The sequence below is a fragment of the Microbulbifer agarilyticus S89 genome (genome assembly GCF_000220505.1).
GTDB lineage: Bacteria > Pseudomonadota > Gammaproteobacteria > Pseudomonadales > Cellvibrionaceae > Microbulbifer > Microbulbifer agarilyticus_B.
Genome location: NZ_AFPJ01000053.1, coordinates 1 through 13836 on the forward strand (window position 1 = coordinate 1; position 13836 = coordinate 13836).

At 58.5% G+C, this 13836-nt stretch carries 16 protein-coding genes; 4 read left to right on the forward strand and 12 right to left on the reverse strand.

The window, feature by feature from the left end; genetic code table 11:
* Positions 1-61: 61 nt before the first annotated feature.
* Positions 62-208 (reverse strand): hypothetical protein, encoded by a 147-nt coding sequence (locus tag AS89_RS18840; protein WP_162096927.1) that lies wholly within the window; start codon positions 206-208, stop codon positions 62-64.
* A 287-nt stretch (positions 209-495) separates the two neighbouring features.
* Positions 496-2019 (reverse strand): threonine ammonia-lyase, biosynthetic, encoded by a 1524-nt coding sequence (gene ilvA, locus AS89_RS0115630; protein WP_010133666.1) that lies wholly within the window; start codon positions 2017-2019, stop codon positions 496-498.
* 150 nt (positions 2020-2169) lie between these two features.
* On the opposite strand from ilvA, the gene rpiA reads away from it, so the two are divergent.
* The 3 genes from rpiA to AS89_RS0115645 all read left to right on the forward strand — a co-directional run bounded on the left by rpiA (position 2170) and on the right by AS89_RS0115645 (position 4103).
* Entirely contained in the window at positions 2170-2847 is a 678-nt protein-coding gene (gene rpiA, locus AS89_RS0115635; RefSeq protein ID WP_010133667.1) for a ribose-5-phosphate isomerase RpiA, read from the forward strand.
* A gap of 31 nt (positions 2848-2878) precedes the next feature.
* Positions 2879-3505 (forward strand): transglycosylase SLT domain-containing protein, encoded by a 627-nt coding sequence (locus tag AS89_RS0115640; protein ID WP_010133668.1) that lies wholly within the window; start codon positions 2879-2881, stop codon positions 3503-3505.
* Positions 3506-3755: 250 nt separating this feature from the next.
* On the forward strand, positions 3756-4103 hold the full coding sequence (locus AS89_RS0115645) for a DUF4168 domain-containing protein (protein ID WP_010133669.1): 348 nt from the start codon (positions 3756-3758) through the stop codon (positions 4101-4103).
* 28 nt (positions 4104-4131) lie between these two features.
* On the opposite strand, the gene AS89_RS0115650 is transcribed toward AS89_RS0115645, so the two are convergent.
* On the reverse strand, positions 4132-4461 hold the full coding sequence (locus AS89_RS0115650; RefSeq protein WP_010133671.1) for a winged helix-turn-helix domain-containing protein: 330 nt from the start codon (positions 4459-4461) through the stop codon (positions 4132-4134).
* A gap of 196 nt (positions 4462-4657) precedes the next feature.
* On the opposite strand from AS89_RS0115650, the gene AS89_RS0115655 reads away from it, so the two are divergent.
* Positions 4658-5701, forward strand: a complete 1044-nt coding sequence (locus tag AS89_RS0115655) for an AraC family transcriptional regulator (RefSeq protein WP_237709713.1) — start codon at positions 4658-4660, stop codon at positions 5699-5701.
* Positions 5702-5785: 84 nt separating this feature from the next.
* On the opposite strand, the gene AS89_RS0115660 is transcribed toward AS89_RS0115655, so the two are convergent.
* The 9 genes from AS89_RS0115660 to mbhE all read right to left on the reverse strand — a co-directional run bounded on the left by AS89_RS0115660 (position 5786) and on the right by mbhE (position 13816).
* Entirely contained in the window at positions 5786-7021 is a 1236-nt protein-coding gene (locus AS89_RS0115660; RefSeq protein WP_010133673.1) for a DUF937 domain-containing protein, read from the reverse strand.
* A 247-nt stretch (positions 7022-7268) separates the two neighbouring features.
* Positions 7269-7955 carry a glutathione S-transferase family protein gene (locus tag AS89_RS0115665; RefSeq protein WP_010133674.1) on the reverse strand — a complete coding sequence of 229 codons (687 nt, stop codon included), beginning with the start codon at positions 7953-7955 and terminating at the stop codon, positions 7269-7271.
* 38 nt (positions 7956-7993) lie between these two features.
* The gene (gene mnhG / locus AS89_RS17905; protein ID WP_010133675.1) at positions 7994-8380 is read right to left on the reverse strand and encodes a monovalent cation/H(+) antiporter subunit G; all 387 of its coding nucleotides are present in this window, start codon (positions 8378-8380) and stop codon (positions 7994-7996) included.
* A complete protein-coding gene (locus tag AS89_RS0115675) occupies positions 8361-8711 on the reverse strand; it encodes a monovalent cation/H+ antiporter complex subunit F (RefSeq protein WP_010133676.1) in 351 nt (116 codons plus the stop codon). Before AS89_RS0115675 ends, mnhG begins: the two co-directional genes overlap by 20 nt.
* Positions 8711-9184 (reverse strand): Na+/H+ antiporter subunit E, encoded by a 474-nt coding sequence (locus tag AS89_RS0115680; RefSeq protein WP_010133677.1) that lies wholly within the window; start codon positions 9182-9184, stop codon positions 8711-8713. Before AS89_RS0115680 ends, AS89_RS0115675 begins: the two co-directional genes overlap by 1 nt.
* Positions 9185-9218: 34 nt before the next feature.
* The gene (locus tag AS89_RS0115685; protein ID WP_010133678.1) at positions 9219-10724 is read right to left on the reverse strand and encodes a Na+/H+ antiporter subunit D; all 1506 of its coding nucleotides are present in this window, start codon (positions 10722-10724) and stop codon (positions 9219-9221) included.
* On the reverse strand, positions 10724-11092 hold the full coding sequence (locus tag AS89_RS0115690) for a Na+/H+ antiporter subunit C (RefSeq protein WP_010133679.1): 369 nt from the start codon (positions 11090-11092) through the stop codon (positions 10724-10726). Before AS89_RS0115690 ends, AS89_RS0115685 begins: the two co-directional genes overlap by 1 nt.
* A gap of 1 nt (position 11093) precedes the next feature.
* Positions 11094-11510 carry a Na+/H+ antiporter subunit B gene (locus tag AS89_RS0115695; protein WP_010133680.1) on the reverse strand — a complete coding sequence of 139 codons (417 nt, stop codon included), beginning with the start codon at positions 11508-11510 and terminating at the stop codon, positions 11094-11096.
* A complete protein-coding gene (gene mbhE / locus AS89_RS0115700) occupies positions 11507-13816 on the reverse strand; it encodes a hydrogen gas-evolving membrane-bound hydrogenase subunit E (protein ID WP_010133681.1) in 2310 nt (769 codons plus the stop codon). Before mbhE ends, AS89_RS0115695 begins: the two co-directional genes overlap by 4 nt.
* Positions 13817-13836: the final 20 nt, after the last annotated feature.

Sequence of the window (13836 nt, forward strand, 5' to 3'; positions counted from 1 at the left end):
GTAAAACGGCCGGACCCGAACGGCGCTTTTTTTGGGCATCGATAGCCTGCGGACGCTGGGGTCAGCGAGTGACCACACCTTGCTGGAGGGCCGCCGGGGCTTGCGCTTCCTCTTCATCGGAGGAGAACACCTCGGTCAGACCGCTGCTGCTCAGCAGTACGCCCGCAACAAAGACAACTACCGCGAGTGTCAATGCGTCGGGTTTCATGGGGACCATCCTGTAAGATCTAAATTTTTGTTGTTTTCGCTATCTTTTTACACCTGACGATCTGCGCCGCCAGTGGTTATTTGACACCTTCACGGTGTGCGCGGCATGGAAAATACACCTGCCACCAGCGCCAAATACCGGTCAAAAGATACTCGATAAGTGGCCAAATAGTAACCCGTCAACAACTTTTTTTTGAGATTCCCCTCACAATTTGCAAATTGCAAGTTCGACAGATCCGAATCTGTGCACTACTCGCCGCAAGTTTTGCGCACCAGGCCCGCAATTGCTCAATCCCGCTGCGCCAGGAAGAATCGGTAAGCCGGGTTCTCAGACTCGTCCCAGAAGGGGTAGTGCAACTGCTCCAGCAGGGCATTGAGCTCTGGACGCTCCGCCTCGGCCACCTCCAGCCCTACCAGTACTCGGCCATAGGCCGCGCCGTGGTTGCGGTAGTGGAACAGCGTGATGTTCCAGCGGCCCGCCAGCTGCTCGAGGAAGTTACGCAGGGCACCGGGGCGCTCGGGGAACTCAAAGCGGTACACCACTTCGTTGCTCACCCCGGGCGCGCGCCCACCCACCAGATGGCGAATATGCAGCTTGGCCATCTCGTTATCGGTCAGGTCGGTGACCTGATAGCCAGAGCCTTCTAAAGTAGCCACCAGCTGTGCGCGATCCGCATCGGTGGACACCTGGATACCGACAAAAATATGCGCCTCACCGGAGTTCGCGTAGCGATAGTTAAACTCGGTAATGGAACGGTCACCCAGGTCGCGGCAGAACTGCAGGTAACTGCCCGCCTGCTCCGGGATAGTCACCGCCAGCACCGCCTCGCGCTTCTCGCCGATTTCGGTGCGCTCACTGATATAGCGCAGGCGATCGAAATTGGTGTTGGCGCCACTGCACACGGTGGCCAGTGCCTGGTTTTTCTCGCCGCTCTGCTCGGCGTACTTCTTCAGTCCAGCGAGGCCAACGGCTCCCGCGGGCTCGGCAATGGAGCGGGTGTCCTCAAAGATATCCTTGATCGCCGCACAAATCTCATCGGTGGACACGGTGATGACACCATCGATGGTCTCGCGCAGCACCCGATAGGTTTCCTCGCCAATCTGGGCAACCGCCACACCATCGGCGAACAATCCCACCTGCGGCAGGCGCCCCTCGCGATGCCCCTCATCCATGGCCAGCTTCAGGCAGGCTGCGTCTTCCGGTTCCACCGCGTAGACCTTGATCTCAGGGCGTACATACTTGATGTATGCCGCCATACCCGCCGCGAGGCCGCCGCCGCCCACCGGCACAAACACCGCATCCAGGTTGCCCGGGTGCTGGCGCAGCAATTCCATGGCCACGGTACCCTGGCCGGCGATAACATCGGGGTCATCGTAGGGGTGGATAAACACCAGCCCGCGCTCGTCTACCAGCGCCCTGGCGTGGGCCGCCGCCTCGTCAAAGGTATCCCCATGCAGCACGACTTCCGCGCCGCGCATACGCACCGCGTTGACCTTGATCGCCGGCGTGGTGGACGGCATCACAATGGTGGCGCGCACCCCCAGCTGCTGAGCACCCAGCGCCAGGCCCTGAGCATGGTTGCCGGCAGACGCACAAATCACGCCCTTGGCGCGTTGCTCCGCCGGCAGCTGCAGCAGTTTGTTATAGGCGCCACGAATCTTGAATGAGAACACCGGTTGCAGGTCTTCGCGCTTCAGCAGAACACGGTTGCCGAGGCGATGAGACAGCTGACGCATCGGCTCCAATGGCGTTTCGGTGGCGACATCGTAAATACGCGCGTCTAAAATGCGCTTGATATAGGACTTGGGCATGACAGAAATCGGCAGCCAGTAGATGTTTGCAAGCCCGCCAGTCTAATCTCTATACAGCAGCAAAGCCACCAAAAAGCCGTTTTTGCGCACGGAAATTTTCATTTGCAGGCGCATGGATGGCAATAATTGCACAAGGACGCATAAATCCTCATGAACCAGGATCAACTGAAACAGGCCGTCGCGCGCGCCGCCGTGGAATACATCACCCCGATGCTCGACGCCGACACCATTGTCGGCGTCGGTACCGGCTCCACCGCCAACCACTTCATCGACTATCTGGCGGAGATAAAGGGCCTGTTCGACGGCACCGTGGCCAGCTCCGAGGCCTCCGCCGAGCGGCTGCAGTCCCACGGTATTCCGGTGTACGACCTGAACGCGGTGGACGGCATCCGGGTGTACGTGGACGGCGCCGATGAAACCAACCCGCTGCTGCAACTGATCAAGGGCGGCGGCGCGGCACTGACCCGCGAGAAAATCGTCGCCGCCTGCTCCGAGGAGTTCGTGTGCATCGCCGACGAGAGCAAGTGGGTGGAAGTGCTGGGCAACTTCCCGCTGCCGGTGGAAGTGATCCCCATGGCGCGCTCTTATGTCGCGCGGGAAATCGTCAAACTGGGCGGTGACCCGGTTTACCGCGAAGGTGTGACCACCGACAACGGCAATGTCATCCTCGACGTGCACAATATGCAGATCGCCCAACCCCTGGCGCTGGAAGACGCCCTCAACAACATTACCGGCGTTGTGACCAACGGCTTGTTCGCTGCGCGCCCGGCCGATATCCTGCTTTTAGGGACCGCCGACGGCGTGAAGACGGTGAAGTCCAAAGTCTAAATGCGTATTAACAAGCCCGCGATCGACAGCAATGACCCACAAGAATAAGAAACGTGCCCTGGCACTGCTCGTGCTGCCAGCCCTGCTGGCAACCGGCTGTGCCACCACCCCGCCCAGTAACACCGACGACCTGTGTGAGATCTTCCGTGAGAAAGACGGCTGGTATCAGGACGCCGCCAAATCCGCGCGCAAGTGGAACACACCCATCGCCACTATGATGGCAACACTGCACCAGGAGTCGCGCTTTGTGCACGACGCCAAACCACCACGCAGCAAAATACTGTGGATCATTCCTGGCCCGCGTCCCTCGGATGCCTATGGTTATTCACAGGCCCTGGGCACCACCTGGCGCGGCTACCAGCGCGCCACCGGCAGCTATGGCGCCGACCGTGACGACTTTGGCGATGCCATCGACTTTGTCGGCTGGTACCACAATACCAGCCAGCGCCAGTGCAACATCCGCGCCAACGATACCTACCACCTGTACCTCGCCTACCACGAGGGGCAGGGCGGGTTTAACCGCCGCACCTTCCGCAACAAACAATGGCTAAAAAATGTGGCGCAAAAGGTATCTGCGCGTTCACAAACCTACCAGCGACAACTCAACAGCTGCGAGGCCTCGCTGAAGAAGCGGAAAAAATTCCTCGGGCTGTTCTGAGCCGAGGATCCGGCGCATCGACAAATTCGGCAGACCGCGCACTAAGTGGCGGCGAATTTGCCGAGCGCGCCGGAATAGCAACTACCCTTTGCAGACAGTGCTTTGCCCCTTTGGTTGCCCCTGTGTCTGCATCTGCGCTTTTGCTACCGTCTGATCAAGGCTCTGTCGCCCTCACCCGACGCTGGGCGTGCGAACCCGCACAGATGCGTTGCGCTCGATAACCCATTGCATGCGAACATCAGAGGTGCTTATGAAGCCGACCGCCATTTATTCTCTCGTCCTCGCCCTGGCACTCGCCGTTTCCAGCGCCTTCGCGGAAACCGCAGTGTCCGACGCACAGCTGCAAAAATTTGCCGATGCCTATCGTTCAATCGTGACCCTGAGCCAGGAATACGCACCGAAAATCAAGGCTGCTGCCGATGCCGCCGCCGCGGAAGCGATCAATGTGGAAGCCCAGGGAAAAATGCTCGCCGCAGTGAAAAGCGCGGGGCTGAGCAAGGAAGAGTATCAGGGCATTGCCACCCAGTTGCGCAACGACCCGGAGCTGCTGCAAAAGGTAAATACCATTCTGCAAAAGGCCGCCGCGCCACAGCAGTAACGTTACCGCTGAACCTTACCGCTCGTCTTTACTGAGGCGCCGGAATCTGTTCCGGCGCCACCTGCAGCTCCTCAACGATCGCCGCCAGGTTTTCCTGCACCCACTTGCGATCGATAGACCCCCAGTCTTTCATCTCGTAGTAACCGTCGTTATTGCGCACCCCCTGTTGTACAAATTCCACCACGGTACCGTGGCCCGGCAGTCCCTTGGCAATCACATCCTGGATGGTACGGCGGGGCCAGCCAGTGGCCTCTTCCAGTGCGGGGTTATTCGGGCGCGCCAGCCGCTCGATCAGATAGGCGATCAACAGGCGACGGCAGATGGTGGGGTTGAGTCCCGAATTCAGGGCTGGCGACATGGTACGTCCTTGTTTACAAGTTAAGCTGCCCCTTTGTAGCACATAGCGAGCCGCAAACAACCCCCCACCAGATCACAAGTTTCCGCGATACACCCGGGCCGGCGGCCAATGCATCGCCGCAAAGCGCGACTTTTCACGTACCTTTTTGCATAATCCGGTCACAAATATTCAATAAATGCACAGCGGGAAAGTGACCGTGGAGACAGAAGAGAAGCCCCAAGAATCCTTGCAGTATCGGGAATCCGGCATTCTGGCCGCTGCGGTATTTGCCCATCTGGCCGCCGCGCGCGCGCAAGGTATCGACTGCGAGCGCCTGCTCGCGGACTCAGGCGTAGACCTCGCGAAGACCCAGGCCGCGGACGCGCGTATTGGGCGCGAACAGATCGCCCAATTGTTGCGCCGCCTGTGGGACGAACTGGGCGATGAGTCCAGCGGTTATCTGGCTCGGCCCTGGCTACCCGGCACGTTTGCCATGATGGGCCACGCCACCATCACCAGCCCCAGCCTGCGCCGCGCGCTGCTGCGTTCCGCGCGCTTTGTTGCCATGGTCAGCGATGACCTGCATATCAAGCTGGTGGAAGACGGCGAAGAGGCGCGCCTTATTTTCCATCACGAAAATCGCAAACAGCTGCCCAACCAGAACTTTGTCGAATCCCTTGCGGTGATCTGGCTGCGGTTTTTCAGCTGGCTGATCGACCGCACGATTTTGCTGGAGCGGGTGCACCTGGCATTCCCGCCGCCGGATTACGACGAAGAGTACGCGGACATGTTCCCCTGCCGGCACTACTTTGATCAGCAGGAAACCTGCCTGGTATTCAATACCCGCTACCTGAGCATGCCGCTGGTGCGCGACGCGCAGCAGCTGAGTGAATTCCTCGCGCGCGCACCGGAATGCCTGCTGACCCAGTACAAGTCGGACAACAGTTATACCGGCCGCATTCGCCGTATGTTGCAAAGCGACAACAGTATTGAAAACCTTTCCCTCGACGATGTGGCGGAGCGACTGTTCACGTCGCCACAGACCCTGCGCCGGCGCCTGAAAGACGAGGGCAACAGTTGGCAGGACATCAAGGATTCCGTGCGCCGCGACATGGCCATGTACCAACTGAAGGGCCAGGAAACCGCGGTTGCGGAAATTGCCGAGCGCCTGGGTTTTTCCGAGCCCAGTGCCTTCAACCGCGCGTTCAAGAAATGGACCGGATTGGCCCCGGGCGCCTATCGGGAAAAGTTCCGCGGCTAAGCGCAGCGCGGCAGAACAAACCGTAAACCCCACAAAAAAAACCGCGGCGAACCGCGGTTTTTTTATTTCCGTCAATACATCTGCTTACTGGGTGTATTTATCCACCTTCACCGCAATACGACGGTTTTTCTGCTTACCCTCTTCGGTATTGTTGTCGGCAACCGGCTTGGCCGCGCCCACACCCACTGCGGTAACCCGTACCGCCTGCACACCAGCATCGGAGAGCATTTTCTTCACCGCTTCCGCACGGGTTTTCGACAGTTCCTCGTTCGCTGCGGCATCACCATCACTGTCGGTATGCCCTTCAATGATCACCGAGAGACCCGGATTTTCCTGCATGATCTTGATCAGCGCCTGCACGTCGGGTAGCGAGGCCGCGGTGGGCATCGAACCATCGGTGGGGAACACAATTTTCAGCAGGAATTCCTTGTTCGGATCCCGTGCGGCCTCGGCCAGGTAACTCCGGAAGCTGCTGGCGAAGTCTTCGCTACCCACAATCGTGCCCACCGGAGTATCGGTACCAACGTCGGGGGTGGTCGTCGCGCTATCGTCTGCTGGTGGCGGGGTCGAATCCTCGATAACCACCTCTTCCTGCTCCATCACCACGCCACCGGAGCCATCGTCTATCTTCTCTTTCTTGGCACACATATTCAGTGCCCAGAGCACCGCCAACGCGATGAGCAATGGCCATAGCCACTTGCCGAAACCACTTTTGCGCTCCACCGGTGGTGGCGTCGCGGCCTGGCGCGGGGCAGACTCGGCCGGGGGGCCGCTGAAGTCGTCCAGGCTTTTCACCCCCAGCTCGTTGAGCAAGCCGGCGGGTACATAATCTTTAATACTGTCTTTTTGCCCAAGCAACAGTGACGCTAGGCCCTGCAGGTTCAGGCCCTTACTCTTGACCAGCTTGCCGAGGATGGACATCACCACCGGCGCGGCAACTTTGAGCAAGCTGCCGCTCTTGGAGCTGTCCAGCCCCAACGCGTTGGAAATTACATTGAGGACGCCAGCCTGCTTGTCGCCGAGCAGTGCGCCGAGAATATTCCCACCTACGTCCTGCAGACTACTCATGCGGCCCGCATCGGCGAAGACATCCCCCGGCGAGGACAGGTCCATCTCGGTGCTCTTGGTGGCCATGTTCATCAGCGAACCCAGGCCGCTCTCGCTGCCGGCCTTGTTCATCATGCTCGCCAGCACCGAGCCCACACCGGTCGAGAAGGCGCTTTCCGACTTGTCCGCCGGTAAACCCAGGGCATTGCCCAGAGCACTCATTCCCGCCGAACCCAGATGGCGTACCGCCATATCCAATATATTGTCAGCCATTTAGTTACCTCTTCAGACCTTGCTCACAGACCCGTGTCATCAAGCCGTTGCCAGTTATGTATATCGACCGCGCACCCCCGGACCAGTGTGATGGATGCCGGTGGCGTGGTTTCAAACAAATCACTCTCATCAGTGTACGGCAGTAAATTCGACGGATTAGGTCGATTCAGAATAAGGCTGGTGATACGCATCAGCTTTCAGAATGTCGCTGGGACGCGGCTGAAGGACTTGATGTGGCCTGGCGGGGTTATCCGAGTACCTTTTGTAAAGATCGTCCAATCTCACCGCCGCAGTAATCGCGCCCATACTTGCGCCGCTGCTGGGCCAGGAACGCTGCCAGCACCGGCCGCTGTTCCACACGCTGCACCAGGGCCGCAACAAACGGGGCGTGTCGATTGAGATCTTTTGCCAGAGTGGGAAAGCAATGTGTGAGCGTCCCGAACAGTGCCGCTACCGCGATATCTGCCACGCTAATTGATGCACCGAGCAGGAATCCACGGTCTTGCCGTAATCCATAGTCACTCCCGGTTTTTTCGAATAACTGCATCCAGCGTGACAGGCGCTCCTCACGAAAAGTTTGCCACGCTGCTTTATCCCACATCTGCAGACCATAAAAGCGGGTTACCTCCATCAGTACGTCTCCGCAATCAAGAATCACCTTGAGGGCCAGGGCCTGCCCTTCTGCGGAGCCTGGCAGATAGTCATATTTTCTTGCCAGGTGCATCAAGATTGCCGGTAACTGCGCAATGGTTTTTTGTATTCCGTAATCGTACAAATACGGAGGCGCCATGCCCGGGCAGTCAATCTGCAGGTTTTTATCCGGATAGATCTCACTGGCATCCCGGCGCTGATAGCTGGCACCCACCTCGTGGAGTAGCAGCTCCACAAACACGCCACGAAACGGGATGTCCCAGTAGTAGACTCGATAATCCATTGTGCTCTCTCACCGGGCGAACGCGAATCACATCCGCACTATTCGATATCCTTGGGTAACCCCGGCTCGGCCGGTTTGAGGGGCCTAGATGGTTTAGGTGGTTTGGGAGGCTTGAGCGATTCACCATCCCACATGGGTGTGCCGGTGCGAAATGCTGCGCGCGCGATCATGTGCGCACCAACGGGTACGGTGAGCAGCAAAAATAGAATCGCCGCTACCGCCCGTGCGGTGACGCCCGTATCCTGAAACAACAGTGCGACCCCCAACAGTAGCAGGCCACAGCACAGGGTCGCGCCCTTGCCGGATGTACTCATGCGCAGGTAAATATCGCGCATGCGAACCAGCCCCAGTGCTGCGGTAAAACCAAAAAAACTACCGCTGATAATGAGCAGTGCAAGCGCCCACTCAAGAATGCTCTGAATCATCTATGCCCCCGTTTTCTGCGACTTCCGGGGCGTCATCCTCGATATTCCGCTCCACAAAGCGACCGAATGCCACCGTCACCAGAAAAGCGACCAGGGCCAGGGCAATGGCCGCGTCCAAATAGACATCGCGCCCGGAGGAAATCGCCAGTAGCGCGCAATAGGCCACCGCCAGAATATTCAGCACGTCGAGTGCTACCACGCGGTCCGCCAGTGTCGGGCCGCGCGCAATCCGATAAAAACACAGCCCCAGGGCCAGCAATAGCAACCAGGAGGCCAGCGTAATGGCCAGTGCGAGAATTGCAGAGCTGCCATCAAGAATCGCCTGTAGCATCAGTCAAGTGCCTCGCGAATTCTTCTCTCCAGCCCCTCACGCAATTCCTTACGAAACTGCTCCGCATCTGACGTAAACATACTGTGCACATACAGCAGCTTCTTTTCGTCGTCGATATCTACTACCAAAGTCCCGGGAGTCAGCGAAATGAGCTGCGATAGCAGTAACAACTGGTTTTGATCAGAAAAGTCGGTAGACACTTCCACCACACAAGGAAGCCGGTTAGACGCGGGGGCCAGCACCTCCCAGGTTGCGCGTAGTCCCGACAGCACCAGCTCTTTCAGGAAGTAGCCGATCAGTATCAGTACCTTGGGCAGGCGACGGAAATAACTATTGTTGAACTTGCGCACCGGCGACAGCGCCATCGCCAGAAAGCCAACCACCATGCCGATCACTACATTATCCAGCGTGGCATCACTGGTGAGCGCGCACCAGCTAATGGCCAACAAGATATTCATCAGAAAAAGTTGCATTGCGCCTCCACCTGTAGATACCACCCCATTTGCGCTACCCGTCACGCGCCGGTAATACGGTGGCGACATAAGCGGCGGGATCTAAAAGCTCCTTCGCCGCGACTTCACAAAAGTGGATCAGCGGTTGCGGAAACAATCCCAGTCCCAAGCTAATCGCCACCAATAGGATCGCCGGCAACATGCGCTGGACGCGCTCCGTTGCCGAGAGACTGGCCAGGGCACGCACGCCGTCCTGTGGGTGTGGTTTCCAGAATGCCTCGCTCCAAATTTTGCTCATGGAAAACAGGGTAAGTGCCCCGGTAATCAGCGCCACCGCAGCCACCCAGTAAGCGGCCTGTTCAAGACTGGCAGAAACCAACATCAGTTTGGCCCAGAAGCCCGACAGCGGCGGAAAGCCGGCAAGGCTGAACGCGGCAATAAAGAAAACCGCGGCCAACACTGGGCTCGCACGGTATAGCCCGCCTATTTCTGCGAGCTTAAAACTACCTGCCATACGCCGCGCGGTTCCACTGATCAGCAATAAATTGGTCTTGGCAACGATGTTATGCACCATATAAAAGATCGAACCGGCCAGAGCCAGCGGGCTGAACAGCGCAAGCCCCAGCACCAGGAAGCCGATCTGACTGATAATGTGGAACGCGAGAATCTTGCGGAATTCAAATTGCGAGGCGGCACCAATTACGCCACTCAACATGGTGAGTAGTGCGGCGATCAGCAGCAGATCATGCGCGAAACGAAAGTCGGCCGGAAAGATGAGGGTAAAGGTGCGGATCAGAGCATAAACACCCACCTTGGTGAGAAGCCCGGCAAACACCGCCGTTACCGCTACCGGCGGTACGTGATAAGAAGCGGGCAGCCAGAAATACAGTGGAAACAGGGCAGCCTTGATCCCGAACGCCACAATCAACAACACCGCCAGCATATGCAGCGCTGCCGGCTGGTCCACTTCCGCGAACGCAACATGCAACGCCGCCATGTTCAGCGTCCCGGTAAGGCCGTACACCATGCCGATGGCCATCAGCATAAACAGGGTCGACACCAGGTTAAGCGCCACATACTTGATACCGCCATCCAACTGGGCGCGCTCCCCTCCCAGGATCAGCAGTGCAAAGGAGGCAATCAGCATCACCTCAAACCACACATACAGGTTGAACAGGTCCCCGGTAACAAAGCTACCGCATACCCCGGCCAGGAGTAGCTGATAGAAACCCTGAAAGCCCAAGACTTCCCGGCGCAGGTCCACATCGGCCTGGGCGAAAATGGCGACCGCCAAGCCGACTAACCCGGCCAGTAACAACATGATGGCGCTGAGCCGGTCGACCACCAGCGAAATGCCAAACGGTGCCGGCCAGTTACCCATTTGTGCCGCGATGGTTCCCTGGTCAAGCACGCGCACAAAAATAATCACCACCACCACAAACAGCCCAATGCAACCAGCAAGGCTGATCGCGCGGGCCTGCCGCGGCCTGCGCCGCGCCGCCATCGCCAGCAGCCCAGTGGCGATCGGTAACAGAAACGGTAGAGCCAGTAACCAGCCCATCAATGCTCCCCACTATCCGGCGGGGGTTCGGCCAAGCGCATATGGTCAGAATCGATCGTGTCCAACTCGCGGTAACACGCCACCACCAGTGCCAGGGTAAAGGCCAGCAATCCGAACCCGATCACGATGGCGGTGAGAATCATCGCCTGCGGCAGGGCATTGGCGACAGGCACCACCGGTGCCTCCTGTCCTTTGGGTATCAGCGGTGGCACGGCGCGGGTCAAGCGGCCGGCGACAAAGATCACCAGGTTGGCCGCGTTGCTGAGCAGGATCAGGCCAAACAGATAACACAGGAGGTTGGCCGCCAACATGAGATACACACCGGCGGCCACCATCACGCCGATTACAAGTACGAGTGCAGACTCCACCTCAGTCCTCCTCGATGGTGAAAAACAAAGCCAGCACCGCGCCCAGCACAGCCAGATAAATGCCGACGTCGAACAGCAGTACGGTGCTGATCGGAATCCCCTTGTCGCCGGCACCACCACCGATAAATAACCACAGGCCGGTAAACGGTGGGAAACCCTTGAGCATGCCCGGCACTGCGGATGCCAGGGAAATCAGTGCGCCGATGGCCGCAAGCTTCACCGGCGAAACCCGCAAAGCCTCGCGTGCTTCCCGCAGGCTCCAGGCGAGCGCATACAGCACGAAAGCTGCAGATGCGATCAACCCGGCAATAAAGCCGCCACCGGGCAAATTGTGCCCACGCATCAGCATGTAAACGGAAAACAGGAGAATAAGCGCGACCAGTAAACGCGTCGCACCCTGCAATATGAGGGAGATCATGCCCGCTCCTCTTTTGCTGCGGCGATCGGCACCCGCGGTTTGAGTTTGCGGCGCAACAGGGCCGCGGCACCGACCGCCGCCACCAGCACCACCACCACCTCGCCAAAGGTATCCAGTGCACGGAAGTCCACCAGAATAACGTTGACGATATTGCGCCCGAACGCTTCCGGGACTGAGGCCAGCTCAAAGTACTCTTTGGTAGGGCTGATGAGTGGCTGCTGTAGCACCGCGAGTAACGTGAGGCACACCGTGGTGCCGACCGACACCGCCAGTAGCGCATCGACAAAGCGCACTCTTCTTCCGCTCACCTCGGTGGAATGCGGCAGTCGATGCAGCGTCATCGCTACCAGCACCAGAAATAGGGTCTCCACCAGCAACTGGGTAATGGCAACATCCGGCGCACCGAAGAACAGGAAGATCAAGGCGATGCCGACTCCCATACCACCCAGGCTACAAATTGCCGTCAGCGGCGCTCGACAGCCAATGGCCACCAGGGAGCCGGCAAATACCAGCGCCATTGCCGCCCACTCCTTCACCGTCAGCCGCTCCCAATCCACATCCATGTCGAAGCCGCCACTGCGCATCAGCCCCCACAGGAGTAATACCGAGGTCACCGCAAATACGGCGGCAAGATATTGCTTGAGAATGCCGTGCTGGATATGGCGGGTGTGTACACCCGCGGCCCACTTGAATGCATTCAGGCCGCGATCCCACTGGGTGTCGGAATTTCGCGGCAGCCAGTTGGCAATGCGGTTAAGCAAGGCGCGAATGTTCGGTTGCAAATAAAACGCCAGCACACCAAGCGCGAAGGTAGTAATACTCATCACCAGTGGAAGATTGATACCGTGCCACAGCTTCAGTACCACCGTTTCTTCCTGCCCCATAGTGGCGGTTACCGCAGGGCCCACCAAAGTGGTGGCGACCAGCGATGGCGCCAGCCCGAAAGTCAAGCCGAGTAGTGCCATGACCAGCGGGCTGATCCACAACCCCGGAGGCGCCTCGCGTACCGACTGTAGTTTTTCCGGGAGGCGCCCCCAGAAGGGACGCAACGCAACGGTGGCGGCAATGGCCACCATCAATGCATTGGCAAACACCGCCGCCCAGGCAACAAAAGTGGGCTCCTCGGCAATTGCCAGCGCGCCCTCGTACTTCAGTTCTTTGCCAATAAAGCCAAGAAACGGCGGGAAGCCCGCCATGGAAAAACCAGCGGCCGCGGCAATCCCAAAGGTGATTGGCATGCGCTTGCCCAAACCGCCGAGCGAGGTCAGCTCCCGGGTGCCGGTCTGATGGTCGATAATCCCCACCACCATAAATAGCGCCGCCTTGTAGAAAGAATGTACCAGGATGAACGTGATGGCCGCGGCAATGGCAACGCTGGCCTCGGAGCCAAGGAACATCACCAGGATGCCCAGTGCGACCACCGTGGTGTAGGCGAGTGCGAGTTTCAGGTCTGTCTGGCGCATGGCCAGGATAGCGGCGATCACCGCCGTCAACGCACCGACGATATTGAGCGTCAACAACCAGACATCACTGCCGCCCAACACCGGGCACATACGTGCGAGCAGGTAGATACCCGCCTTGACCATGGTGGCGGAATGCAAATAAGCGCTGACCGGGGTGGGCGCCGCCATGGCATTGGGTAACCAAAAGTGAAAGGGTAGTTGTGCAGATTTGGTGAAGGCACCGATCAGCACAAGAATCACAATCGGTAGGTACAGCGGGTGAGCCTGCACCTGCTGTTTCGCGACCAGTACCTCGGTGAAGTTGTAGCTACCGACAATCATTCCCAGCAGCAGTAACCCCGCCAGTAGCGCAAGCCCACCCATGGCGGTTATCAGCAAGGCCTGTAATGCGGAGCGGCGTGCAGAGGCTTTTTCGTGGTTAAAACCAATCAACAGGTAGCTGGCGATGGTGGTAATTTCCCAGAACACAAACAGCGTAATGAGATTGCCGGCGAGCACCAGGCCCAGCATGCCAAGCATAAACAGGAGGAGATAAAAGAAAAAACGCTGAATCAGCGGGTGACCCCGCAGATAAAACTTGGCGTACAGCGCCACAAAGAAACCGACACCACTGATCAGCAGGCCGAACAGCAGGCTTAAACCGTCAATCAGGAAATTCAGCTCAACGCCAAGACTTGGAATCCAACTGATGCCAAACACAATTGGCGCGTGCTCCCGCACTGGGCCGATCATTGACAGCAGCCAGAGCGTGACCCCGAGGGGAAAAGCCAGTAGCACCAGCGACCAAATACGTTCGCCCCACCCTGTGGGCGGCTGGTCGCCGGAGTGCACCTCCGTATCCATCACTTGTTTACAACATCCAT